This window comes from Bradyrhizobium sp. URHC0002, from assembly GCF_054059515.1.
Genome location: NZ_JBSSCF010000001.1, coordinates 1,839,187 through 1,864,371 on the forward strand (window position 1 = coordinate 1,839,187; position 25,185 = coordinate 1,864,371).

The following is a 25,185-nucleotide window of genomic DNA, read 5'->3' on the forward strand; positions in this document are numbered from 1 at the left end:
ACCTGTCGCGCGTTTCGCCAGACGCGATCTCTTTCGAAAAAGGGAATTTTCGAAAATTGCGTCCGAACCAGGCGCTTACCTTATCACGCCCCGATGCGGATTGTACCCGCGCCGTGCGCGGAACAGGCGTGCGGCCCTATCCCGCACCCGATCGATCAAGCCTCAGCCGCCTGCTGATCTCGGCCTGCACGGCGCGGGTCTGGTCCTTGCCGACCAGCACCGGGCTGCGGATCTTTCTTCCTGAGTGCAGCCGGATCGCGATCGCGTAGTGGGAGCCTCGCCGGCCGCCGCTTTCGACATCAATCAACGCGACGTCGTCACCGCCGACGGTTATGACCTCGATCGTACCCTGCAACGCGAGCCGCTCAATCCTGAGGTCGCCATCGCGGACAATCCAGCATCCACTCGCCCGATAGAGATGCCTGATCAGCAAAAAGGCCATGATCCCGCCGAATGACCCGACGGCGATTCCGAGGGCAGACAGTTTGCCGCTCCAGAGCGCGAAGATGAGTGGAATGGCCAGCGAGCAGGCAAGCAGCACGACGAGAGCCCTGTACGCGCGTACGCGTTTGGAACTGACCGGCTTGCCCAGTCGTATTCCCGTATTCGCGGCATCGAGCGGATTCTCGACCAATTCGGGAGCAGGCAACTGTAGTAGCTGCGCAATCTGCACGATGGTTCTTTGCACCTGGGTGACGTCAGGCAGTGGAGGCGAGGTGAGTGTATCTCCCGATGCGGTTTCGAATACGAGGGTGAATTCGACTGATTTGCCGATGCTCCTTCGAAGACGCATCCCCGATAGTTCATCATCCCTGATCGATCGTCGGTACAGTTTCCCGAAGGGACGCTGTTCGCCGATCAGGATTTCGCCTGACGTAACGATCCACACGACGTTGCGATCGAACAGGGCCGCGCCCAGCAGAAGGCACCCGAACAACAGCGCAAACAGCGCGGCGATGCCGAGCCATTGGTCATTTACCAGATGGGCGAGGCCGGGCAGGGCGATCAGGCACACCACTACAGCAATGCCTGCCAGAACCAGCCGCTCGTTGAGCGACGTGCCCTTGCGTAACCTGACTTCATCCTCGCCGGTATTCATCGTCCGCGGCTAGCATCACGAGCGGCGTGGCCGCGTTGCGCGGCAAGCGGTGCGGTGGCCGTACGGCAAGTCAGCGTTTCCTGATCTTGGGACACAGCGTTCGGCAGCCAGGCGAGGGTGCGGTCGATCTGTTCGTGCTGGCATACAATCTTGCCGTTCCGGTCGAAGATAGGTCGCATATATAGCGCCGGCCAATAACGGTAGAATCGGGGCAGACAGCAGGGGCGTTGCGTCGGCAGCAAGCCGAGCGACGTCACTTCTTCGTGCGGCTCACCTCGCACACGAAACGAACGTCAAACGCAGAGCGACCCGGCTGGGGGGCATCCCGGCCGGGTCGTTGGAGGTTACTTGGGAGGTCTAGAGCTTGGAAGGCTTAGGACTTGGTGGTCAGAAGTTCAGCGGGGGGTCTCGCTGTCGTAGGAGATCACACAGACCTCCTTGGGACTCTTGGTGCCGCAATCCACCACCTGTTCACGCACGAACGTCGAACCACTGTCGCGCGGAGCGCGGGGCTGGGCGTTCTGGGCAGAGAGGGTGGCCAGGGTCGCGACGGCGCCGAGCGGGACGATGAAAAGGCGGAAGGACGGCTTCAGCATGTTCGCTCTCCTGTTCGGCGTTGGTGTCTAACTTGTTGATGAAAGGTATAGGGGCTGAGTTTTTCCGGGTAATGTCGCCAACTGTTTCATTTGTTTCGTCGGAGGTAATCTTTATCCGTCGAAATCGACCCGTTTCTCGTCCCCAATGCCAGTTTAACCTATTGAAATAGCTAGTATTTATGCAGCAAGGCTGTCCACGCCGGCGCCCTTAAGCAACTCGGCCAATTGTTTGCGGGCGTAGAACATCCGGGTCTTCACCGTGCTCTGGGGAATACCGATGATCGCGCCGGCCTCTTCCACCGACTTCTCGTGGTAGTAGACCAGGTTGATGATCTCGCGATGGGCCGGCGACAGCTTGGCGACGCAGGCGCGCAGGATCGCCTTGGTGTTGCTGCGGTCGAGCGAGGCTTCCGGCGTGTCGGCCTCATCGGCGATCTCCAGCACGTCTTCCTGTTCGATGTCCTCATGCTTGCGCTGGCGCAGCGCGGTCAGCGCCTTGAAGCGGGCAATCGACAGCAGCCAGGTCGAAACCTGCGAGCGGCCCTCGAACTGGCTGGCGGTCCGCCACACGTCGAGGAACACCTGGCTGACGAGGTCTTCCGCCATCGTGGTGTCACGCACCATGCGCAGTACGAAGCGGTAAACCCGGACGTTATGGCGCGAATAAAGCACATGCATCGCCGTGCGGTCGCCCTTGGCAATACTCTGCAGCAGCATTTCGTCGGATGTCGCGCGGGCGGCGGCAATCGACTGCTTGGCTGCGGCGTTGATGGCGATGACGTTCGACATGACAGGCTCCCAATTCGACGCGACGGTGCGGCGTTTCGTTGGGAGAATTGTTAATTAGGCTCGGTTTCGGGATGTCTGCACCAAAAGGGAAAAATGGTTTCGTGCAGGGGAGAATTGTTTCGTCGCGGGGCTTGCGACGAAACATTCGGGCCTAAAAGGCCAGTTATTTCAATATGTGGAAAATTGGACGATTGCAGATGCGGATTCGTTCCGCCGGGTGCGAACCTTTTTGACGTTCCCGCGAACGTAGGCACCCATAATCACAGGCGTTGCGCCTGGAAGGGACATCTACCGCAGCGAGCCAATACGGGCGCCGCGGCGTATGGATCCCTGCTCCCGCAGGCAATTGCGCACTGGGCGGGGAAGACGATGGCGTGCTTGGCCTAGCCCTTCTCGCCGGTCGGCGAGAACAGGTAGCCGCCGCCTCTGATGGTGCGGATCACGGCGGGCTTGGTCGGGTCGATCTCGATCTTGCGGCGGATGCGCATGATGCGCAGATCGACCGCGCGGTCGAAGGCTTCGGCGTCGCGCGCATTGGCCAGCTCCAGCAGCCGCTCGCGCGACAACACGCGCTTCGGGTTTGCTGCGAACACTTTCAGCAGGCCGAATTCGGATGCCGTCAGCGGATGCTCGTTGCCTTCATCGTCGCGCAGCGCCTGGGCTTCGAGGTCGAGCCATTTGGTGCCGAACCGCACCAATTGCTCTTTCGCCGCCTTGGCAGCCGCAGCTTCCGGCGCGGCAACCGCCTTGGCCGGCGTGCTGCGGCGAAGTACCGAGCGGATGCGCGCCATCAGCTCGCGCAGCTCGCAGGGCTTTGCGATGTAGTCGTCGGCGCCGAGTTCAAGGCCGACGACGCGGTCGATCGGGCTTGCGGTGGCCGTCAGCATGATGACGGGAACGTTGATGCGGCTCTTCAGGTCGCGAATGATCGACAGCCCGTCTTCCTCGGGCATGTTGAGGTCGAGCACCACGAGGTCGGGCACGTTGGTCTCGATCTCGCGGCGCAAGCTTTTGCCGCCGTCGCACAGCGTAACGCTGAAACCGTGCATCTTGAGGTAATCGCCGACCATCTCGCGGGCCGGTGGCTCGTCATCGACAATGAAGATGTGCGGGTTCTGGGTCATGTCGTCTCTGTCGAAGGCAGTGTAACCGTAAACGTCGATCCCTGTCCGGGGCCGGCACTTTCCGCGGTCACATGGCCGCCATGCATGTCGATGATGCGCTTGACGATCGACAGGCCAAGGCCAGTCGAGCTTTCCCCGGCCGTCGGCTTGGCCGAGAGCCGCTGGAACCGGCCGAACAGCCGGCCGAGATCTTCCGGGGATAACCCGGCGCCCTGATCGGTAATACGGATGACGGTGTCGCGGTCCTCATGGGTGACGCCTACCGTGATCTTGCCGCCGATCGGCGAGTATTTGATGGCGTTGCTGAAGAGGTTGTCGATCGCCTCGCGGATCCGGTCGGCATCGCACATGGTGACGATATTCGGCGGCGCTGACACGGCGATGGACTGCTGCTTGTTGACGGCCGAAGGCAGGTTCGAATCGGCGACCTCGGTAACGAGCGCTGCGACATCGACCGGTTCGCGGCGGATCGTAATGTCGAAGGCATCCGCCATCGCATCTGAAATCAAATGGTCGACCATCGAGGTCAGGCGCTTGGTGGCGTCCCTGATATGCTCGACCTGTGCGGTGACGTTTTCCTTGGGCGAGCCGGCGCTGATCAATTCGGTCAGCATTTCGGTGCGGCCGAGGATCACGCCGAGTGGATTCTTTAAATCGTGCGCGACGGTGCCGAGAATCTCGTTCTTGAAGCCGTTGGCGCGCTGCAGCCGCAGCCACTGCGCCGAGAGCCGCCGGTTGGCCTGCATCAGTGCGCGGGTACGCTGGGCGACGCGGTCCTCGAGCTGGGTATTGGCCTCGTGCAGTTGCCGGTAGAGAATGACGTTGTCGAAGGCGATCGACAGCCGGCTGGAGAAAATCTCGACCAGCGCGCGGTCGGTGTCCGAGAGCTGGCGCTCGGCCTGCAGCAGCACCACCACTTCGCGGCCGGAACCGGTGCGCAAATAAAGGACGCTGCGGTGGTCGGCGAATTCGTTCTTGCGGCGCAGGAAGGCGGCTTCCACCATCTGCCGCAAATCCGGATCAAGCGCCCTGGAACTTGTGGTGCCGATGAATCGGCTGTAGCAGCCCGAGCCCGCGAGCACCGAGAATTCGCTCCCCGCGGCGCCGTCGTCGCGCAGCACCAGGATGCCGGCGCAGTCGACATTGAGCAATGAGGCGAGCTGCGTCAGCACGCCTTCCGCAAGCCGCTGCATCGATTTGAAGTCGTAGAGCGTCGAGGCGGCGTCGATGATGATTTCGAGGCCGCGCCTCGTCTGCACCATGCGCTCGAGCTGCTGGTAGCTGCGCAGCGCGGCCGTGAGCGAGGTGAACAGCTTGTCGGCCGTCAGCTCGGTCTTGGCCTTGTAGTCGTTGATGTCGTACTGGACGATGACGCGGCGCTCGGGCGCCTGTCCTGGCTGGCCGGTGCGCAGGATGATGCGGACGGTTTCGTTCTTGAGCTCGTTGCGGATGTACTCGACGAGGTCCAGGCCCGCGACGTCGGTTTCCATGATGACATCGAGCAGCACGGCCGCGACGTCGGGATTGTTGCGCATCAAGGTGCGGCCTTCGGCCGCGGAATAGGCCGACAGGATTTCCAGCGTCGCACCGTGCAGGTTGTAATCGCTCAGCGCAAAGCGGGTGCCCTCGTGCACTGCGGCATCGTCGTCGATGACGGCGATCTTCCACTTGCGCGCGGACGAGTCCTCCGGAACGGTCCCGGTATCGTCGATCAGGTGGAGGACATCGTCCTGTTCGGCCATTGAGAAGTTCCGTCGGCTGCTGTCTGGTCTGTAATCGTGGGTTCGCCCCTGGCGACTTTAGGCATGATAATGCGGAATGTGGTGCCTTGTCCCAGCCTTGACTCCAGCATCATCCGGCCGCCGAGTTGCTGAGTGACAAGATTATAGACGATATGCAAGCCCAGTCCGGTACCGCCTTCGTTGCGGCGCGTCGTAAAGAAGGGGTCGAACGCCTGCCGCTGCACGTCCGGCGTCATTCCGGCCCCATTGTCGGCAAAAATGATCTCGACATCGTCGCTGCCCCGCGCCCGCCCCGAGATCGTGATCGCCCCGGAACGGCCGTCCGCAAAGGCATGATTGGCGGCGTTGAGGAAAAGATTGGTTAATATCTGGCCGTAGGAGCCGGGATAGCCGTCGATGACAAGCCCTTCCGGCACGTCGACCGACAGCGTGATCGCCGCCTTCTTCAACACGGGCTTCAGGCTCGCGACGATCTGGTCGGTGGCCTCGCTGAGGTTGAATTGCCGGCGCTCGGCGTGCGAGCGGTCCACCGCCACCTGCTTGAACGACTGGATCAGCTCGCCGGCGCGGTGCAGGTTCGCCACCAGTTGCCCTGCTGCGTCGCGCGAGGTCTTGACGAATTCGTCGAGCTTGGAGCGGCGCAGCGGCTCGCTGCGCAATTCGGACTCGAACGTTTCAGCCCGGCGCGCAAAACTCGACGCCACCGTCAGGCTGATGCCGATCGGGTTATTGACCTCATGGGCGACGCCGGCGACCAGTCCGCCGAGCGCGGCCAGCCGTTCGGCGTCGATCAGGTTCTGCTGCGCGGCGTTGAGCTCGAGCAGCGCGCTTTCGGCCTTTTCCTTCGAGGCGCGCAGCTCGTCCTCGGTCTTGCGCTTGGCGATGGCGTTTTCGCGGAAGACGTCCACCGCGCGCGCCATGGCGCCGACCTCGTCCCTGGCGGTGGTGCCCTGCACGCGGCGATCGAAATTGCCCGAGGTGATCGCATGCATCGCCGCCAGGATCTGCTGCAGCGGCAGGCGGATCGAGAGCGCGATCAGGACGCCTGCGGACAGGATGATGCCGAGGAACATCACAGCGATCGACAGCACCCGGCGCGAAATGCCCGACAGCGTCCTGTCGAACGTCTCCTGCGCCTTGTGCTCGCGCTGGCGCATCTTGACCGACAACTCGTCGATGACGCCGATGGCCTCGGCCTGGCTGGCATCGATGGTATTGCGCAAGAGCTCGGTCCGGATCGTGAGCTGCTCGGTCAATTTGGCCATCCCCTCGCGCAACGCCACCGTCCGCGCCTTCAGCCGCGTCAGCGCCATGCGCTGCAGGTCGTTGTCGGCGAGGTCTGCCATCGCGGGAATGGTGTTCTCGATCGTCTCGGTGTTCCTGCGGGCGTCCTCGGCGGAGGCCGAGGCGCGCGACAGATAATAGGCGTTGGTGGCGACCAGCATGGCCGTGAACGCCTCGCGGGATCTCCCGAGTGCCGGCCAGATCTGCGCGTCGCGGTGCCCGGTGGCGCCCTCGATGATCGAGTACAACCCGGCCATTTCCCGGGCCGGCCCCAGCACCTGCTGCTCATAGGTCTTGGTGATGGTGGCCTGCACGGCGCGCAATTCGCCAAAGCCGTTGAGGAAACGGTCGGTGACGTGTTCGAGCCGCTCGACCGACCCCGACAGCATCGGGTCGCTCGCGGCGCGCGTGGTGAGCGTGCCGAGCACCGCTTCCCGCAGCAGCAGGATCTCGGCGAACAGGTCGGGACTCGGCTGGTTGATGTAGCGATGGATCAGGTTCTGCAGCCGGCTGGTTTCGCTCTCCAGCAGCGCCAGGATCTTGTCGGACTCCCGCACCTGCCGGACGTCGTCCCAGGCCGAATCCAGCACCTTGGTGCCGTTCCAGATCAGCACTGCGAGCACCACGACGACGGCGGAGTTCAATCCCGCGATCGACAGGATGCGCCAGCGGATCGGCACCGCGCGCAGCCACTGCACGACGCGAAAACGGCCGCGCGCGGCGAAGCTCGCCGGCCGTTCCGCGGTCCGGTGCTGTTGCGGTTCGCCGGTCAAATTCGATCCACTCTGCGAAGGCGCCCGATCAATAGCGGCGTCATCGTCCCGAGCCATGCAAATTTGGTACGGTTGAGATCGGCCGCGCCGGCTCTGATATGTTCGAAGGCTTCCATTTCCACGCCGAAACCGCGTTCCACGCCGAAACCGCGGGAATGGAGCGCGTCGATCGGATGCCTCTCGTTTTGGGGATCGGGGATACGATACTCGCACGCAAAAGCGCCCGTTGAGACCGCCGCAAGCAACAGCGCAACAACAGGCACGAAGGTCCGCGAAAGTTCGGCGCGGCGATACACAGCGACAAATCCCCTTAGACATGGAGTCTGCGGCGGAGAGAAAAAGGTTCAACGTGTTTTTAGCAGAATTTTCCGATGTTTGGCTATTGGTGGATGGGCTAACCAGGGCGATGCGGCGGGTAATCCTGATAATCTTTCGGCAATCTTAAATTGTGTTGTGCGCTGCGGTGATGACGGGTGGATTGAAACCACAGCCGCATGGATTTATGAGGGCGTAGCGGGCAGATATTTCGCCGGCGCGGCAGAGCAGGATATTCACCAGTGAAATTGGCCTTGAGGTTCTTGCAATTGGCAGCGGTCGCCGCCACGGCGCTTGCGTCTCCGGCACAGGCTGCCACCGAGATCATGTGGTGGCACGCGATGTCGGGGGAACTCGGCAAGCAGCTTGAAAAGCTGGCGGCCAATTTCAATGCATCGCAGTCCGACTACCGGGTCGTTCCGACCTACAAGGGCAACTACACCGAGACGGTGACGGCGGCGATCTTCGCCTTCCGTTCGCGAAGCCAGCCCGCCATCGTCCAGGTCAATGAGGTCGCGACCGCCACCATGATGGCGGCAAAGGGCGCGATCTATCCGGTGTTCGAATTGATGCGCGATCAGTCGGAGACGTTCGCGCCGGAGGCGTATCTGCCGGCCGTGACCGGTTACTATTCCGATGTCGCCGGCAACATGCTGTCGTTCCCGTTCAATGTCTCGACGCCGATCCTCTACTACAACAAGGATCTGTTCCGCGCCGCGGGCCTCGATCCGGAAGTGGCGCCGAAGACCTGGGCCGAGGTCGGCGCCGCGGCGAAGCGCCTGCGCGCGGCCGGCTCGCCCTGCGGGCTCACCACATCCTGGCCCTCCTGGGTTCATGTCGAGAATTTTTCCGCGTTCCACAATCTGCCATTGGCGACCCGGGCCAATGGCTTCAGCGGGCTGGATGCGGAGCTGACCTTCAACAACCCGGACGTGGTGCGGCACATTGCGCAACTCGCGGAATGGGAGACAACGAAAGTTTTCGATTATAGCGGCCGCGGGCAATCGGCCGAGCCGCGCTTTCAGAAGGGCGAATGCGGCATCTTCATCGGCTCGTCCGGGACGCGCGCGGACATCAAGGCCAATTCGAAATTTGAGGTCGGCTACGGCATGATCCCGTACCGGCCCGAAATCGCCGGCGCCCCGCAAAATTCCATCATCGGCGGCGCCACGCTATGGGTGCTGCGCGACCGGCCGCGCACCGAATATGCCGGCGTGGCGCGGTTCTTTGCTTATCTCTCGAAGCCGGAAGTCCAGGCCGCCTGGCACCAGAACACGGGTTATCTGCCGATCACCCGCGCCGCCTTCGACCTCACCCGCGCGCAGGGATTCTACGATCGCGATCCCGGTGCGGCGATCGGGATCGAACAGATGACCCTGAAGCCGCCGACCGAGAATTCGAAGGGAATCCGGCTTGGGTCCTTTGTGCTGATCCGCGGCGTGATCGACGAAGAACTCGAGCATATTTTCAGCGGCAAGCAGTCGGCGCAGGCGGCCCTCGACGTCGCCGTCGAGCGCGGCAACCGCCTGCTGCGCCAGTTCGAGCGGGCGAATCCGGATCGCTGACGAATAACGTTGGCGCCGCCATGATCGCGTCCTTGCCGGCAGTCATTGACGACGAGACATTCCCCGCCTTTCGCGCTGATCCGGCGCAATGGTTGCCGGTTGCGGCCGATATCGTCCGTGGCCACGGCCTGGCATGCGTGTCGCCGCATGTTTTTGCCACCGGCACCAATCTCGTCCTTGCCCTCGACGAGAAGCTCATCCTGAAGCTTTTCCCGCCGTTTCTTCGCGGCCAGTTCGTCTCGGAACGCGGCACGCTCACGCAGCTTCGCGGGCGGCTTCGTGTCGCAATTCCCGAAATCGTCGCTGAGGGGGAGCGCGACGGATGGCCCTATCTCGTCATGACACGGCTATCGGGCGTGTTGGGTGCGGATGCGTGGCCCACTTTGCCGGAAGCGGACAAGGAGCGCATCCTTGCGGAAATCGGCGGGATCATTGCCGAGGTTCAGCGCGTCCCCGCGGGCAGCCTGGCGCAGATCGGGCCGGGCTGGGACGCCTTCATGCGCGGGCAGATCGAGGAATGCCACGCCCGCCACGCGCGCCTCGGATTGCCGCAGAAATTTTTGGACGGACTGGACGAGCTGTTGTGCGATGCGGCCATGCTGACCGCTCTGGACAGGCCGCCGGTGATCCTGACCGGCGAATACATCCCGGAGAATTTTCTGCTGAACCGGGACGGTGCGGACTGGCGTGTCGCCGGGCTGTTCGATTTCGGCGACGTGATGACGGGAAGGGGCGAATACGACCTGCTGGGTCCGAGCGCGTTCATGACAGAGGGCAGGCCGCGGCGTGTGCAGCGCCTGTTCGAGGGCTTTGGCTACTCGGCCGCGGATATTACGCCCGAGCTGAAGCGGCGGCTGATGGCGCTGATGCTGCTACATCGCTTCAGCGACCCGGTGGGGAAGTTTCGTATCGAGGGCTGGCAGCAGAAAGCCGCTGACCTCCGTCAATTGCAGGAGGTGATCTGGCCCGGCTAAGCGCCGCCCAGCAATGGAGCGCTCAAAATATCTGCATATTTATTGAGCAAATATATCTCTTTGTATGCAATCTGCCAGGATGTCGCATCACGGCCGAAGTCGAGCGCTGGATACATTCACAAGCCTGATCAAAAGGTTAGTGGATCGCCAAGCTTCCGTTAACGGTTGGCACAAACCTTGCGATTCCAGTTCCAAAGCCGTTTTCCCTCAGGCGTTTGGAGCATCACCCATGAAGCGTCGCGATTTCCTCAAATCCGTCACCGGAATTGCTGCGGGCGCGATGGTGCCGGCGCCGGCGATCTGGTCCGCAGCCAAGGCCGATGCGCGGTCGGAGACGCTGCTGATCGTCTCGGAAAGCGGCCCCAACAACCTCGACATCCACGGCGTCGGCACCAACGTGCCTGGCTACGAAGTGTCGTGGAATTGCTACGACCGCCTGATCAGCCACGAGATGAAAAGCGGTCCGGGCGGCGTGCCGTATTACGACCGCGACAAGTTCAAGCCCGAGCTCGCCGAGGACATGAAGGTCGGCGACATGTCGGTCACCTTCAAGCTGAAGAAGAACGCGAAATTCCACGACGGCGCGCCGGTCACGGCCAAGGACGTCAAGTGGTCGCTCGATCGCGCGGTGAGCGTCGGCGGCTTTCCGACCTTTCAGATGGGCGCGGGCTCCCTGACCAAGCCCGAGCAGTTCGTCGTCGTCGATGACAACACGGTGCGGATCGATTTTGCCAAGAAAGATCGCCTGACGCTGCCCGATCTCGCGGTCATCGTGCCGTGCGTCGTCAATTCCGAACTGGTGAAGAAGAACGCGACCGAGAAGGATCCGTGGGGCCTCGAATACACCAAGCAGCAGACCGCGGGTTCTGGCGCCTACAAGGTGACGAAGTGGACCGCCGGCACTGAAGTCATCATGGAGCGCAACGACGAGTGGGTCGGCGGTCCCTTGCCGAAGGTCAAGCGTGTCATCTGGCGCATGGTGCCGCAGGCCGGCAACCGCCGCGCACTGCTCGAACGCGGCGACGCCGACATCTCCTACGATCTGCCGAACAAGGATTTCGTCGAGCTGAAGGACAGCGGCAAGCTCAACATCGTCTCGGTGCCCTATTCCAACGGCGTCCAGTACATCGGCATGAACGTCAAGATCCCGCCGTTCGACAACCCCAAGGTTCGCGAGGCCGTGGCCTGCGCGATCCCCTACCAGAAGATCATGGATGCGGTGCTGTTCGGCCTCGCCAAGCCGATGTTCGGCGCCGCTGCCGACAAGGCCACCGAGGTGGCGTGGCCGCAACCGACCAAATACGTCACCGATATCGCCAAGGCCAAGGCATTGCTGGCGGAGGCCGGCCATCCCAACGGTTTCGAGACCACGCTGTCGTTCGATCTCGGCTTCGCCGGCGTCAACGAGCCGCTCTGCGTGCTGGTGCAGGAGAGCCTCGCGCAGATCGGCATCAAGACCACCATCAACAAGATCCCCGGCGCCAACTGGCGCACCGAGCTCAACAAGAAGGTGCTGCCGCTCTACACCAACGTGTTCTCCGGCTGGCTCGACTATCCCGAGTACTTCTTCATCTGGTGCTACGACGGCAAGAATTCGATCTTCAACACCATGAGCTACCAGTCGAAGGCGATGGACGAATTCATCAGCGGCGCCGTCGACGCGGCCGCAATCGGCAACACCGCTAAATACGACACCGACGTAAGGGGTTTTGTCGACCTCGCCTTCAAGGATATCCCGCGCATCCCGCTGTATCAGCCCTACGTCAACGTCGCGATGCAGAAGAACGTCTCGGGCTATCAGTACTGGTTCCACCGCCGCCTGGATTACCGTGCGCTCGTGAAAGCATAAGAGGCGAGCGCCATGCTGAGCATGATCGGCAAGCGGCTGATGTTTGCGATCCCGTCGCTGATCGGGGTCGTGATCGTCACATTCCTCCTGACGCGCGCATTGCCCGGCGATCCCGCGGCTTATTTTGCCGGGCCTGCCGCCAGCAAGGAAGCCATCGAGCAGATCCGCAAGAAACTCGGCTTCGACAAGCCGCTGATCGAGCAGTTCTTCCGCTATACCAACGATCTCGCGCATGGCGATTTCGGCAACTCGCTGACCACAGGCCAGCCGGTCGCGACCGAAATCCGCAACCGCCTGCCGGCCTCCGCCGAACTGACGCTGCTCGGCCTCGTCGTTTCGGTCATGATCGCGATCCCGCTCGGCGTGCTTGCCGCCACCCGGCCGGGTTCCTGGATCGACCATCTCTGCCGGATCACGACGACGGCCGGCGTTTCGCTGCCGGTGTTCTTTACGGGTCTCGTGCTGGTCTACCTGTTCTATTTCCGCCTCGGCTGGTCGCCGGCGCCGCTCGGCCGGCTCGACGTGTTCTACAGTGCGCCGCCCACCGTAACCGGCCTTTATCTGATCGACGCGCTGATCGCGCGCGATTTCGAGACGTTTCGTTCGGCGCTGAGCCAGTTGATCCTGCCGGCGGCGACGCTGGCGATCTTCTCGCTGGCGCCGATCGCACGCATGACGCGGGCCTCGATGCTGGCGGTGCTGGCGTCCGACTTCGTGCGCACCGCGCGCGCCAGCGGGCTGTCGCCGTCGACCGTGATCGTCACCTACGCGTTTCGCAACGCCATGCTGCCGGTCATCACCACGCTCAGCATGGTGTTCTCGTTTCTGCTGGGTGCCAATGTGCTGGTCGAGAAAGTTTTCGCCTGGCCCGGCATCGGCTCCTACGCGGTGGAAGCGCTGATCTCGTCGGACTTCGCGCCGGTGCAGGGTTTTGTGCTGACCATGGCGGTTATGTACGTGCTGCTGAACCTGATCATCGACATTCTCTATGGCGTGATCGATCCACGCGTGCGGCTGGAAGGGTGAGGTTGGAAGATGAGTGCTGTTTTACCCGCCGTTGAACCCGCCGGTCCCGCGCGCACCTCGGGACTGGCTGCGATCTTCGAACACACCCGCTATGTGCTGGGCGAGAACCGCGTCACCGCCTTTGCCTTCGGCCTGTTGCTCATCATCCTGTTCGCCGCGATCTTCGGCCCCTACATCGTGCCCTACGATCCGCTCGCCAGCGATACCGCAGCAGCCCTGAAGCCGCCGTCTGCGTCGCACTGGTTCGGCACCGATCAATTGGGCCGCGATATTTTCAGCCGCGTCATCGTCGCCACCAGGCTCGACACGTTCATCGCGGTCGCCTCTGTGGCGCTGGTGTTTTTGATGGGCGGGCTCGCCGGTATCGCCGCCGGCTATTTCGGCGGCTGGACCGACCGCATCGTCGGCCGCATCGCCGACACCATCATGGCGTTTCCGCTGTTCGTGCTGGCGATGGGCATCGTCGCAGCCCTCGGCAACACCGTGCAGAACATCATCATCGCGACCGCGATCGTGAACTTTCCGCTCTATGCGCGCGTCGCGCGGGCCGAGGCGAATGTGCGCCGCAACGCGGGCTTCGTGCAGGCGGCGCGGCTGTCGGGCAATGGCGAGATGCGAATTCTGCTGGTGCATATCCTGCCCAACATCATGCCGATCATGATCGTGCAGATGTCGCTGACCATGGGCTACGCGATTCTCAACGCGGCGGGCTTGTCCTTCATCGGGCTCGGCGTGCGGCCGCCGACGGCGGAATGGGGCATCATGGTCGCGGAAGGCGCGGGCTTCATGGTCTCGGGTGAATGGTGGATCGCGCTGTTCCCGGGCCTCGCGCTGATGCTCGCGGTGTTCTGCTTCAACCTGCTCGGCGACGGCCTGCGCGACATCGTCGATCCGCAGCGGAGAACCTGACATGACCGCGCAGCCCTTGCTCGACGTCAGCGACCTCACGGTCGAATTCTCCACCCGGCGCGGCATCGTCAAGGCGGTGCAGCACGTCAACATCTCGGTCGGCAAGGGCGAAACGCTCGGCATCGTCGGCGAGTCCGGCTCCGGCAAGTCGGTGACGTCCTATGCCGTGATGCGGATCCTCGATCGCGCCGGCCGGATCGCCGAGGGCTCGGTGATGTTCTCCGGCATTGATGTCAAGGCCGCGAGCGAAAACCAGATGCGCGATCTGCGCGGTCGCGAAATCTCGATGATCTTCCAGAATCCACGCGCGGCGCTCAATCCGATCCGGAAAGTGGGCGACCAGATCGAGGACGTGCTGCGCCAGCACGTGCAGAGCGCGGCCAGCGACCGCGGCGAGAAGGCGATCGAGGCGCTGGAGCAGGTCAAGATCGCCCGTCCCCGCGAGCGCTATCACGCCTATCCGTTCGAACTTTCGGGGGGCATGTGCCAGCGCGTCGTGATCGCGCTGGCGCTGGCCTGCAATCCGCAGCTCCTGATCGCGGACGAGCCGACGACGGGGCTCGACGTCACCACGCAGAAGGCGGTGATGGACCTGATCGTCGAACTGACAAAACGCCGGCACATGTCGACGATCCTGATCACGCATGATCTCGGCCTGGCCGCCGCCTATTGCGACCGCGTGGTTGTCATGGAGAAGGGCCGGGTGGTGGAGACGGCGAAGTCGGCGGATATCTTTGCCAGGCCCGAGCACGCCTACACCAAGAAATTGATGCGCGCGACGCCGAGGATCGGCGTCTCCCTGCGGGATCTGTTGCCGGAGGAGGAGGGCGCAGCAGCGCCGGCGACACCGGCCGCCGCGCCAGCGCCTGCGGTCGACAACTCCGCAAAGCCCCTTCTCCTGGTCGAAAAGCTCGTCAAGGAGTATCCGCGCCAGGGCGCCACCGCGGTGCTCGGAAAACTGTTCTCCCGCAAGCCGCCGGTCGAGGCGGAACTGTTCCGCGCCGTCGACGGCATCAGCTTCACCGTGGGCCACGGCGAGAGTGTCGGCCTGGTCGGTGAATCCGGCTGCGGCAAGTCAACGACGTCCATGATGGTGATGCGGCTCTTGGACCAGACCTCCGGCCGCATCGTGTTCGACGGCGACGAGATCGGCGCCATCATGCCCAATTCCTTTGCGCGGTTGCCGCTGCGCAAGAGCATCCAGATGGTGTTCCAGGACCCGACCGACAGCCTCAACCCGCGCTTCACTGCCGCACGCGCCATCGTCGATCCGATCATGCAGCTCGGCGACGTCAAGGGACGCGACGCCCTTCGCGCCCGCTGCGAGGAACTCGCCGGGCTGGTCGGCCTTCCGATCAACCTGCTCGATCGTTTTCCGCACCAATTATCCGGCGGCCAGAAGGCCCGCGTCGGCATTGCGCGGGCGATCGCGCTGCATCCAAAGCTCGTGATCCTCGACGAGCCGACCGCGGCGCTCGACGTCTCCGTGCAGGCGGTGGTGCTCAATCTGCTGCAGGATCTCAAGGCGTCGATGGGCATGAGCTATTTGTTTGTGTCGCACGATCTGAATGTGGTGCGTTTGTTATGTGATCGTGTCATCGTGATGCGTGCGGGACGAATCGTCGAGCAGGGCTCCTCCGAACGCGTGCTCGGCGATCCGCACGACGCCTATACCAAGGAACTGCTGACGGCGATCCCGCATCCGCCGTTGCCGGCTCATTAAGAAAGCATGATCCGGAGCCGGAGGCCGCGTTAGCGCAAAGTGGACGCCGGTTTTCCGAACAGATCATGTGCAAGGAAGAGTGGGAGTAAAATGGCTGCCGAACCCCTGGACAACTACATCGATGCCGTCGCCAAGGCGCTGGCGCTCCCCATCGAGGAGGCCTGGCGGCCTGCCGTGCGGGCCAATCTCGAAGTATCGCTGAGGCTGGCGCGGCTGGTCGATGAATTCCCGCTGCCGGACGAAGCCGAGCCGGCCAGTGTCTACGCAGCCTGATAGCACGATGACCATGAACACCGACGGACTCTCGGCTGAGGCAATCGCGCAGGCGGTTGCCGCGCGTGAATTATCGGCGCTTGATGCGACCGAAGCCGCACTGGCGCGGATCGCCAAACACGATTCCGTACTGAACTCTTTCACCGACATCACCGCCGACCGCGCGCGTGCGAAAGCCCGTGCGGTCGATGCTGCCATTGCCGCGGGGCAGAAAGTCGGCCCGCTCGCCGGCGTGCCGTTTGCGGTCAAGAACCTTTTCGACGTGAAAGGTCTCGCCACCCGCGCCGGATCGAAGATCAACCGCGATCTCGCGCCATCATCACGCGACGCAACCTTGATCGAGCGTATGGAGGCGGCCGGTGCCGTATTGGTCGGCGCGCTCAATATGGGCGAATATGCCTACGATTTTACGGGCGAGAACGTGCATGACGGCCCGTCGCGCAATCCGCATGATACGACGCGGATGACCGGCGGCTCCTCCGGCGGCTCGGGCAGTGCGGTCGGCGGCGGTCTGGTCCCGATCGCGTTGGGATCGGACACCAACGGGTCGATCCGCGTGCCGTCGTCGTTTTGCGGCATCTTTGGCTTGAAGCCGACCTACGGCCGGCTGTCGCGCGCGCGCTCGTTTCCGTTCGTGGCAAGCTTCGATCATCTCGGCCCGTTCGCGCGCAGTGTCGGTGATCTGGCGCTGGCCTATGACGCCATGCAGGGCCCCGACGCCGACGATGCGGCCTGCACGACGCGGGCGATCGAACCGGTCACGCCGCTGCTGGCGCAGGGGATCTCCGGCCTGCGGGTCGCGGTAGCCGGCGGCTATTTCCAGAAGAACGTCTTTCCCGAAGCGGTCGAGGCCGTTTCGCGTGTCGCGAAAGCGCTCGATGCCACGGCGACGGTCGAAATTCCCGAGGCCGCGCGCGCCCGCGCCGCGGCTTACGTGATCACCACCATCGAGGGCGCTTCGCTGCATCTCGATAGGTTGCGGAAACGTCCGAACGATTTCGATCCGGCGGTGCGCGACCGCCTGATTGCCGGCGCCATGGTTCCGGCGGCGCTGGTCGACCGCGCGCAAAAATTCCGCCGCTGGTATCGCGCAAAGGTGCTGGAGCTGTTCAAGTCAGTCGATGTCATTATCGCGCCGGCCACACCCTGCATCGCGCCGAAGCTCGGGCAGGTAAACTTTGTGCTCGACGGCGTCGAACTGCCGGTGCGCGCCAATATCGGCATCCACACCCAGCCCATTTCGTTCATCGGCCTGCCTGTGGTCGCAGTACCAGTTCCGCTGGTCCCGATGCCGATTGGCGTGCAGATCATTGCAGCTCCATGGCGGGAAGATCTCGCGCTGCGCGTTGCACATGCATTAGAGCGCGCCGGCGTCGCCACCGCGCCGCTCCCGCGAGGATTATAGTGATGGAAATCGATCTTCCGGACGTGCTCGCCGAAGTCACCGCGCAATTCGCGCGCTACGAAAAAGCGCTGGTGTCCAACGACGTCGCCGTGCTCGATGAATTGTTCCGTAACGACTCCCGCACGCTGCGCTACGGCGTCGGTGAAAACCTCTACGGCTATGAGGCGATCATGGGGTTTCGCGCCGCGCGCTCGCCGATCGGGTTGGGCCGCCGGACCGACAAGACCGTGATCACGACGTATGGCCGGGATGCTGCCGTCGCCTCGACGCTGTTCTATCGTGATAGTTTGCCGGGCAAGGTCGGACGCCAGATGCAGACCTGGGTGCGATTTCCTGACGGCTGGAAGGTGGTTGCTGCCCATGTCAGCATCATCAATGAACCCGGATCCCCTAAAGAGATGGGTCAAACGACATGAGCCTGGAGGATCTGCCGACCCGACTGCCACAGGCCGCGGGCTCGGAGCCAGAGACAATGGTTCGCCGTGTCGACCGCCCATCGCCGCTGCGCGACAAGGTCACGCGCGCGGAAGAGCTGCGGCTGCAGTTGGCCGACGAGATCGTGCGCGGCGTGCTGCCGCCGGGTTCGGCGCTCGACGAGACCGACATCGCGCGGCGCTTTTCCGTGTCGCGCACGCCGGTTCGTGAGGCGCTGCGGCAACTGGTGGCGAGCGGCCTGGTCGAAGCCCGCGCCCACCGCGGCGCCGTCGTCGCGCAGCCCTCGCTGGATCGTTTAACTGAAATGTTCGAGGCGATGGCGGAACTGGAAGCGCTGTGCGCAGGCCTCGCCGCCGAGCGGATGCCGCCGGGGGATCGCCAGAAGCTGGAGGCGATCCACGAGGAATTGCGCGTGCTGAGCCACGCCGGCAATCCCGAGCGCTTTCATGAAGTCAACGAACGCTTTCACAACGCGATCTATGCCGGCTCGCAGAACGGCTACATCGCCGAGATGACGCTGGCAACGCGGGTGCGCGTGCAGCCGTTCCGCCGCGCGCAGTTCCGCAATCTGGGACGGCTGGCGAAATCGCACGCCGAACACGACCGCGTCGTGGTCGCGATCATGCGCGGCGACAAGGCGGGCGCGGCGGCCGCGATGCGCGCGCACATCGAACTGGTGCGCGGGGAATACGAGCTCTACGCGGTGTCGGTGTAGACCTTCGCCGCTTGCGCAAGACCGTAGGGTGGGCAAAGGCGCGAAGCGCCGTGCCCACCATGCTTCCTCGAACATCGCAAGCGATGGTGGGCACGCTGCGCTTTGCCCACCCTACGAAATGAGGACTCACACCGCCTTCTTCGCCATGAACGCGCGCCAGCCGCCGAACGATGAGATGTCGCGCGCGCCTTCGATCGCCACGGGCTCCACCACGAAACCCTTTACGCCCCGGCCGTCGGTTAGCCGTACCGTCCCGATCCCGAGCGGCGGCGGGATCGCGGCGACGAATTTGCCGAACGCTGCCGCTGACAACGCCCATAGCTCCAGCTTGATCGAATGTCCCGCGCCTGCCTCCACGCGCAGCATGCCGGGCTTCGGCGGCGTGGTGTCGAGTGCATAGAGTTTGTAGTCCGGCGCGGTCGCGGTGGCCTCGAGCAGGCGTCCGCCGAGCGCCTGCAGCTCGCCGTTGAGCGCCATGCCGGAGAGATGCGCGCCGACCACGGCGATGGTGATTTCGTCACCGCCGGCCGCTGCCGATAACGGAGCGAGCGGCGGCTGCGTCAGGCACTTGGCTCCCATCTTGAGTTTGGTATCGGCGTGAAAGACGCGGCCGATGCTGGCGAGCGCCGCGTCGTGTCCCGCGGGCGCCAGCAGCGTGATGCCGAACGGAATGCCGTCGGCACGCATCGCGGCCGGCAGCGCCAGGCCGCAGAGGTCGAGCAGGTTCACAAAATTGGTATAGGTGCCGAGCCTGGAGTTGAGCTCGACCGGATTGGCCAGCACCTGCGCGGTCGAATAGGCGGTCGGCGCCGTCGGCAGCACCATCGCGTCGAAATGGGCGAACGCTCGCTCGGCGACACGTCGCAGCGCCTGCAGCCGATAGAGCGAGGCAAAGGTGTCGGCTGCGGTCAGCCGCGCGCCGGCGGCCGTGATCTCGCGCGTCACCGGATGGATCGAATCCGGCGACGAGGCGAGAAGGTCGCGGATGACCAGGTAGCGTTCGGCGACCCACGGGCCTTCATAGAGCAGCCGCGCGGTCTCATAAAACGGCTCCAGATCGAATTCGACCAGCGTGGCGCCGAGCGATGTCCAGCGCTCAAGCGCCTCGCCATGGGCTTTCTCCGCGGCGCGATCGCCGAAGAAGATCAATTGGCCGTTGCGCGGCACGCCGAGACGGAGTTTTTCGGGAAACGCGGACACTGCTCCGAGCGGCCGGTCGCGCGAAAACGGATCGGCGCCGTCGGGTCCTGCCATCGCCGCCAGCGCGGCCATTGCGTCGTCGACGGTGAGTGCGAACACCGAAATACAGTCCAGCGTCCGGCATGCCGGCACCAGACCGGCGTTGGAGATCAGCCCGAGGCTCGGCTTCAATCCGACGATGTTGTTGAGCATCGCGGGCACCCGGCCCGAACCTGCCGTGTCGGTGCCAAGTGCCAGCGGAACGAGGCCGGCGGAAACCGCGACCGCCGACCCCGAACTCGATCCGCCTGGAATCAAATCGGCGCGGATCGGATTGACGGGGATGCCGTAGGGCGAGCGGACGCCAACGAGCCCGGTCGCGAACTGGTCGAGATTGGTCTTGCCGATGATGATGGCGCCGGCCGCGCGCAGCTTTGCCACCGCCGTCGAATCCTGCGCGGGCGAATAGGAGAAAGCCGGGCAGGCCGCCGTGGTCGGCAGGCCCTGCGCGTCGATATTATCCTTTATGGCAACAGGGACGCCATACAGGGGAAGCGCCGCGGCGTCCTTCGCGGCCAGCGCTTCGGCGTCCGCCAGCGCCTCCTTCTCGTCGCGCAGACTGATGAACACGGCGCGGTCGTTATAGGCGCGGATGCGCTGATAGCTGCGCGCGATGGTTTGCGCCGGGGTCATGGTCGCGGCGCGGTGCGCGGCGACGATGGCGGCAACGGTTTCAGGCGCGTCAGACCCCATGGCGAGCAAAACTCCAGCGAGCAAAGGTTACCGGGAATGAAGCAAGCGATGTGCCATTGTGTACAATGGTTGGGTAGAGCCGATCTCGGGAGATAGGCACGTAATTTCAGTAGTATAGGATCTAATCGCGCTCGCTTTGCAGGCTGGGGTAGCCGAGCGATTGCCTAAAGTTTAGGCGAAAAGACCCATGGCAAGGCGACGACCGCGATCAGGTGAACGCGGAAAGGATTTGCAGAAGGCGCTCCCGGTTTTTCTTGCCGATTTTATCGGCCACATGGCGCTCATGTTCGGCGGCGAGCCGCCTGAACTGCGCCAGCGCGGTCCTGCCGCGCGGGGTCAGGTGCAAGGCGTGGGAGCGCCGGTCGGTGGCGGACTTGATACGGCTGACGAGGTCGCGATGTTCGAGACTGTCCAGGAGATGCACCAGCCTGGCGCGCTCGATCCCGAGCCGCTTGGCGACCGCCATCTGGCTCAGGCCGGGATTGGCGCCGATGACGGTCAGGACGGAATACTGCGTCGGGCGGATATCGACGGTGCCGAGGGTGCGAATAAAATCCTGAAAAATCCAGATCTGGAAGCGCCGCACCGCATAGCCGGCGTGGCCGGCCAGCGCATCGAGGACGATCTCGTCGTCCATGACGCCGCTTTGCGCGCCGCCGTTTCCGCTTCGCGGCCGGCCGGAACGCGGCGGCAATCCCTCTCGTGATTTGGCCGTTCTGGGCACCTGACTGTTTCCCGCCATCGCCGCTCCTTCTAGCGCTTCGCGGACTTCAAGGGAAGATTGTTGTTGACGACAACAATTGTTGTGCTCAACATTAGGGGCAAGCGCCCGCCCGAGGCTGCAAGCCGGCACGGTGCGCGGCGATCCTGAAAAAGCCGGGACAGGAGGAAGCCATGACCCTCGCCGCCGCAAGCGGTGACAATTCCCACAGCCTGTTCGCGACTCCAGCGATTGTCGCCGATCGCCGCGCCGATGGCAGCATTTTAGTGAAGTCGACCGTGCCGCTGCAGCCGGGTGTGCGTTGCATCGGTGACTGGCTGGAGCATTGGGCGCGGCAAGCGCCCGACCGGATCTTTCTCGCCGATCGCGCCAGTGCCGATGCACCGTGGACGACGGTCACCTACAAGGACGCCTTGACGCAGGTGCGCGCGGCGGCGGCGTGGATCCTCGCACAAGGGCTGAGCGCCGAGCGTCCGCTGGTGATCCTGTCCGACAACAGCGTCGAGCACGCGCTGTTCGCGCTCGCGGCGCAGCACGTCGGCGTGCCCGCGGCTGCGATCTCGTCGGCCTATTCGCTGATGTCCAAAGATTTTGACAAGCTCAAGAGCATGGTCACGCTGCTCGGGCCCGGTGCGATCTATGTTTCCTCGACCAAGCCGTTTGCCGCAGCGCTGGCGGCGATCAAGGCGCTGCATTCGGCTGCGATCGTCAGCAGTGGCGCCGGCGACACCGATGCGATCTCGTTCCGCAGCATCGCGGCCACGCCGGAAACGCCCGATGTCGAAAAGGCATTTGCCGCGATCACGCCCGACACGATCGCAAAATTCCTGTTCACGTCAGGCTCGACCGGCACGCCAAAGGCCGTGATCAACACCCAGCGCATGCTGACCTCGAGCCAAGAGGCCAAGGCGCAAACCTGGACGTTCCTAAGGGATATCGGCGAGAAGCTCGTCATCCTCGACTGGCTGCCGTGGAGTCACACGTTCGGCGCCAACCACAATTTCAATCTGGTGCTGCGCAATGGCGGCACGCTCTATGTCGATGGCGGCAAGCCGGCGCCCGGACTGTTTGCGACCTCGCTGGCCAATCTGCGCAGCGTGATGCCCACGGTCTATTTCAATGTGCCGCGCGGTTTTGACATGCTGATCGCGGCGCTGCGAAGCGATGAAGAGTTGCGCAGGAAATTCTTCGGCGAGGTAAAATTCGCCTTCTACGCGGGCGCCGCGTTGCCGCAGAATCTCTGGGACGCGCTGGAAGAACTCTCGATCAAGACCGTCGGCCGCGCGATGCCGATGGTGTCGGCCTGGGGCTCGACCGAAACCTCGCCCTTGGCGACGGATTGCCATTTCCAGGCCCAACGCTCCGGCAATATCGGCGTGCCGATCCCGGGGACCGAACTGAAGCTGGTGCCCTCAGGCGACAAGCTGGAGGTGCGCGTGCGCGGCCCGAACGTCACGCCCGGCTACTGGAAGGCGCCGGAATTGACCGCGCAGGCGTTCGATAGCGAAGGCTTCTATTTGATCGGCGACGCCGTGACCTTTGCCGATCCCGCGCGCCCCGAGCTCGGGTTGTTTTTCGACGGCCGCGTCGCGGAAGATTTCAAGCTCAATTCCGGCACCTGGGTCAGCGTCGGCACCCTGCGCGTTGCGGGCATCGCCGCGCTAGCGCCGCTGGCGCAGGATATCGTGGTGACCGGCCACGGCGGCGACGAAGTTCGCTTTCTCGTGTTCCCGAACATCGCGGCCTGCCGGGCGCATGCCAGCCTATCAGACAATGCCGATGTGAAAGACGTGATCGACCACGAAAAGGTTCGCGCCGCGATCGCACAGGGCCTTGCCAAGCTCAAGGCGCAGAGCGGCAATTCGTCCGGCCACGCCACGCGAGCACTGCTTTTGGCCGAGATCGCATCCGTCGACGGCGGCGAGATTACCGACAAGGGCTACATCAACCAGCGCGCGGTGCTGACGCGCCGCGCGGTCGCGGTGGCAACGCTGGATGACGATTCGTCGGCCGAATGGATCGGCTGCCCCGGCTGAGAGGTTCGCCTCAAAGTCCGTTCTTGTGCGCTTCGACCAGCCGCACCAGCATCTGGAGAAAGGCTGTTTGCTCGGACTTGCTGAGCGCGGAAAGCGTATGCGCATTGAAGCGTTCACCGAGCCGGCTGGCCTCGTCGGCGCGCCTCTCGCCCGCCGGACTGAGGCTGAGCTCAACCGCCCGCTTGTCCCGCGTGGACCGCTTACGTTTCAAAACGCCGGTCTCCTCCATCCGCGACAGGATCTTCACCAAATTGGGCAGTTGCATCTTCAGGATGCCGGCAAGTTCGCTCTGCGTCACCGTCTTGTTGTCGCGCACCGCGACGAGGATGGCGTATTCGAGCGGCGAGAGTTTTAGCGATACGAAGTACGGATAAAACGCCTCGAAATTCTGCAGCTGCAGGATCCGGATCATGAATCCCGGGGTCTGCCGCAGGGCCGTGAGGTCGAGTTCCCGGCCCGCGTCCGGCTCGGCCGGTCTGGCTCCCCCGTTGGCCTTGCGCGTCGAAACTTTGGCGATTCTTCCCATGGCAATAGCTCGCACGGCATTACGTGAATTGACAATCCTCAAAATGCTTATAAGTTATAAGTAATTTCGAAGTGACCGCGAAGGCCGCCTTTTCTTTTACAGGAGGGAATGCATGCGACAGTTTTTTCGCACGGGAATGCTCGTTGCCACGCTCGGCGGCATGTTCGTTGGCGCAGCGCAAGGTCAGGACCGCGTCCGGATCGGCGTGCTCAACGATCAGTCGGGCGTGTTTTCGACCTACCAGGGCATTGGTTCGGTCATCGCTGCGCAAATGGCGGTGGAGGATTATGGCGGCAAGGCTGCCGGCAAGGCCGTCGACGTCATCACCGCCGATCACCAGAACAAGACTGACGTCGGCGTCGGCATCGCGCGGCGCTGGTATGACACCGAAAGCATCGACGCCATCTTCGACCTGCCGAACTCGGCGATTGCGCTCGCGGTCGCCAATATGAGCGAGCAGAAGAACAAGGTCTTCATCGGCTCCGGCGCCGGAACCGCGTTGCTCACCGGCGAAAAATGCACGCCGAATACCGTGCACTGGACCTACGATACCTACGCCTATGGCCGCGGCCTCGGCAAAGCCGTGGTCGCCCAAGGCGGCAAGAAATGGTTCTTCCTGACCGCCGATTACGCCTTCGGCCACGATCTGGAGAAGCAGGCCATGGAAGGCGTCAAGGCGGCGGGCGGCGAAGTGCTCGGCGCCGTGCGCCATCCGCTCGGGACCGCCGACTACGCCTCCTTCCTGCTGCAGGCGCAGGCCTCGGGTGCCGATATCGTCGGCGTCGCGAATGCCGGCGATGACACCATCACTTCGATCAAGCAGGCGGCCGAGTTCGGGCTGACGCAGAAGCAGAAGCTGGTCGGGCTGATCCTCGGCATGAACGGCATTCCAGCGCTCGGCCTGAAGGCGGCGCAGGGCGCGCAGATCATGAATCCGTTCTACTGGGATCTGAACGACGGCACGCGCGCTTTCGCAAAACGGTTCGCCGAACGCCATCCGCAGAAGAACTATCCGAACGACATGCAGGCCGGCGTCTACGCATCCGTGCTGCATTACCTGAAGGCCGTCGACAAGACCGGCGGCGCCGTCGACGGCAAGGCCGTGGTCGCAGCGATGAAGGCGATGCCGACCGACGATCCGCTGTTCGGCAAGGGAACCATCCGCAGCGACGGGCGCAAGATTCACCCGTTCTATCTGCTCGAGGTCAAGAAGCCCGACGAATCCACGTCGAAATGGGATCTGCTGAAGGTCGTCGCAACCATTCCCGGCGATCAGGCGTTTCGTCCCGAGAGCGAAGGCAACTGCCCGCTGGTCAAGAAATGATCTGATTGAGGGCGGTCGGTGGGAACCGGCCGCCGTCGAAAATCGATCTT

22 protein-coding genes are annotated in these 25,185 nt (G+C 63.5%); 12 read left to right on the plus strand and 10 right to left on the minus strand.

The window, feature by feature from the left end; translation table 11 throughout:
* Positions 1-136 precede the first annotated feature (136 nt).
* From ACVWVY_RS08695 to ACVWVY_RS08725, 7 genes are all read right to left on the minus strand, one after another.
* The gene (locus tag ACVWVY_RS08695; RefSeq protein WP_456625989.1) at positions 137-1,099 is read right to left on the minus strand and encodes a hypothetical protein; all 963 of its coding nucleotides are present in this window, start codon (positions 1,097-1,099) and stop codon (positions 137-139) included.
* 395 nt (positions 1,100-1,494) lie between these two features.
* A complete protein-coding gene (locus tag ACVWVY_RS08700; protein ID WP_456625990.1) occupies positions 1,495-1,695 on the minus strand; it encodes a hypothetical protein in 201 nt (66 codons plus the stop codon).
* 177 nt (positions 1,696-1,872) lie between these two features.
* Entirely contained in the window at positions 1,873-2,484 is a 612-nt protein-coding gene (locus ACVWVY_RS08705) for a sigma-70 family RNA polymerase sigma factor (RefSeq protein WP_456625991.1), read from the minus strand.
* Between the two features lie 383 nt (positions 2,485-2,867).
* A complete protein-coding gene (locus tag ACVWVY_RS08710; protein ID WP_456625992.1) occupies positions 2,868-3,608 on the minus strand; it encodes a response regulator in 741 nt (246 codons plus the stop codon).
* Positions 3,605-5,350 (minus strand): ATP-binding response regulator, encoded by a 1,746-nt coding sequence (locus ACVWVY_RS08715; protein WP_456625993.1) that lies wholly within the window; start codon positions 5,348-5,350, stop codon positions 3,605-3,607. Before ACVWVY_RS08715 ends, ACVWVY_RS08710 begins: the two co-directional genes overlap by 4 nt.
* Positions 5,320-7,314, minus strand: a complete 1,995-nt coding sequence (locus tag ACVWVY_RS08720) for an ATP-binding protein (RefSeq protein WP_456632148.1) — start codon at positions 7,312-7,314, stop codon at positions 5,320-5,322. The genes ACVWVY_RS08715 and ACVWVY_RS08720 overlap by 31 nt, the downstream gene beginning before the upstream one ends.
* An 89-nt stretch (positions 7,315-7,403) precedes the next feature.
* The gene (locus tag ACVWVY_RS08725; protein WP_456625994.1) at positions 7,404-7,703 is read right to left on the minus strand and encodes a hypothetical protein; all 300 of its coding nucleotides are present in this window, start codon (positions 7,701-7,703) and stop codon (positions 7,404-7,406) included.
* Positions 7,704-7,970: 267 nt separating this feature from the next.
* On the opposite strand from ACVWVY_RS08725, the gene ugpB reads away from it, so the two are divergent.
* The 10 genes from ugpB to ACVWVY_RS08775 all read left to right on the plus strand — a co-directional run bounded on the left by ugpB (position 7,971) and on the right by ACVWVY_RS08775 (position 18,596).
* On the plus strand, positions 7,971-9,287 hold the full coding sequence (gene ugpB, locus ACVWVY_RS08730) for a sn-glycerol-3-phosphate ABC transporter substrate-binding protein UgpB (protein ID WP_456632149.1): 1,317 nt from the start codon (positions 7,971-7,973) through the stop codon (positions 9,285-9,287).
* A gap of 20 nt (positions 9,288-9,307) precedes the next feature.
* Positions 9,308-10,261, plus strand: coding sequence for an aminoglycoside phosphotransferase family protein (locus ACVWVY_RS08735; RefSeq protein WP_456625995.1), 954 nt, complete (start codon positions 9,308-9,310; stop codon positions 10,259-10,261).
* Between the two features lie 229 nt (positions 10,262-10,490).
* The gene (locus ACVWVY_RS08740) at positions 10,491-12,110 is read left to right on the plus strand and encodes an ABC transporter substrate-binding protein (protein ID WP_456625996.1); all 1,620 of its coding nucleotides are present in this window, start codon (positions 10,491-10,493) and stop codon (positions 12,108-12,110) included.
* Between the two features lie 12 nt (positions 12,111-12,122).
* The gene (locus tag ACVWVY_RS08745; protein WP_456625997.1) at positions 12,123-13,136 is read left to right on the plus strand and encodes an ABC transporter permease; all 1,014 of its coding nucleotides are present in this window, start codon (positions 12,123-12,125) and stop codon (positions 13,134-13,136) included.
* A 9-nt stretch (positions 13,137-13,145) separates the two neighbouring features.
* Positions 13,146-14,045 (plus strand): ABC transporter permease, encoded by a 900-nt coding sequence (locus ACVWVY_RS08750; RefSeq protein ID WP_456625998.1) that lies wholly within the window; start codon positions 13,146-13,148, stop codon positions 14,043-14,045.
* Position 14,046: 1 nt separating this feature from the next.
* Positions 14,047-15,768, plus strand: a complete 1,722-nt coding sequence (locus ACVWVY_RS08755) for a dipeptide ABC transporter ATP-binding protein (protein ID WP_456625999.1) — start codon at positions 14,047-14,049, stop codon at positions 15,766-15,768.
* Positions 15,769-15,858: 90 nt separating this feature from the next.
* Complete coding sequence (locus ACVWVY_RS08760) at positions 15,859-16,041, plus strand: DUF4089 domain-containing protein (RefSeq protein WP_456626000.1); 183 nt, start codon at positions 15,859-15,861, stop codon at positions 16,039-16,041.
* Between the two features lie 7 nt (positions 16,042-16,048).
* On the plus strand, positions 16,049-17,446 hold the full coding sequence (locus ACVWVY_RS08765; protein WP_456626001.1) for an AtzE family amidohydrolase: 1,398 nt from the start codon (positions 16,049-16,051) through the stop codon (positions 17,444-17,446).
* Positions 17,447-17,448: 2 nt separating this feature from the next.
* The gene (gene hpxZ, locus ACVWVY_RS08770) at positions 17,449-17,862 is read left to right on the plus strand and encodes an oxalurate catabolism protein HpxZ (RefSeq protein WP_456626002.1); all 414 of its coding nucleotides are present in this window, start codon (positions 17,449-17,451) and stop codon (positions 17,860-17,862) included.
* Complete coding sequence (locus tag ACVWVY_RS08775) at positions 17,859-18,596, plus strand: GntR family transcriptional regulator (RefSeq protein WP_456626003.1); 738 nt, start codon at positions 17,859-17,861, stop codon at positions 18,594-18,596. The genes hpxZ and ACVWVY_RS08775 overlap by 4 nt, the downstream gene beginning before the upstream one ends.
* Positions 18,597-18,722: 126 nt before the next feature.
* Here ACVWVY_RS08775 and atzF read toward each other — a convergent pair whose 3' ends face one another.
* Together atzF and ACVWVY_RS08785 are read right to left on the minus strand one after the other, a co-directional pair.
* Positions 18,723-20,528 (minus strand): allophanate hydrolase, encoded by a 1,806-nt coding sequence (gene atzF / locus ACVWVY_RS08780; RefSeq protein WP_456626004.1) that lies wholly within the window; start codon positions 20,526-20,528, stop codon positions 18,723-18,725.
* A 208-nt stretch (positions 20,529-20,736) separates the two neighbouring features.
* Positions 20,737-21,165 (minus strand): MarR family winged helix-turn-helix transcriptional regulator, encoded by a 429-nt coding sequence (locus ACVWVY_RS08785; protein ID WP_456626005.1) that lies wholly within the window; start codon positions 21,163-21,165, stop codon positions 20,737-20,739.
* Between the two features lie 257 nt (positions 21,166-21,422).
* Here ACVWVY_RS08785 and ACVWVY_RS08790 point away from each other — a divergent pair, with 257 nt between their 5' ends.
* Positions 21,423-23,285, plus strand: coding sequence for a feruloyl-CoA synthase (locus tag ACVWVY_RS08790; RefSeq protein WP_456626006.1), 1,863 nt, complete (start codon positions 21,423-21,425; stop codon positions 23,283-23,285).
* Between the two features lie 10 nt (positions 23,286-23,295).
* On the opposite strand, the gene ACVWVY_RS08795 is transcribed toward ACVWVY_RS08790, so the two are convergent.
* Positions 23,296-23,811: a MarR family winged helix-turn-helix transcriptional regulator gene (locus ACVWVY_RS08795; RefSeq protein ID WP_456626007.1), complete on the minus strand. Its 516-nt coding sequence runs from the start codon at positions 23,809-23,811 to the stop codon at positions 23,296-23,298.
* Positions 23,812-23,923: 112 nt separating this feature from the next.
* Here ACVWVY_RS08795 and ACVWVY_RS08800 point away from each other — a divergent pair, with 112 nt between their 5' ends.
* Positions 23,924-25,135 (plus strand): ABC transporter substrate-binding protein, encoded by a 1,212-nt coding sequence (locus ACVWVY_RS08800; RefSeq protein ID WP_456626008.1) that lies wholly within the window; start codon positions 23,924-23,926, stop codon positions 25,133-25,135.
* The last annotated feature ends 50 nt before the right edge of the window (positions 25,136-25,185 follow it).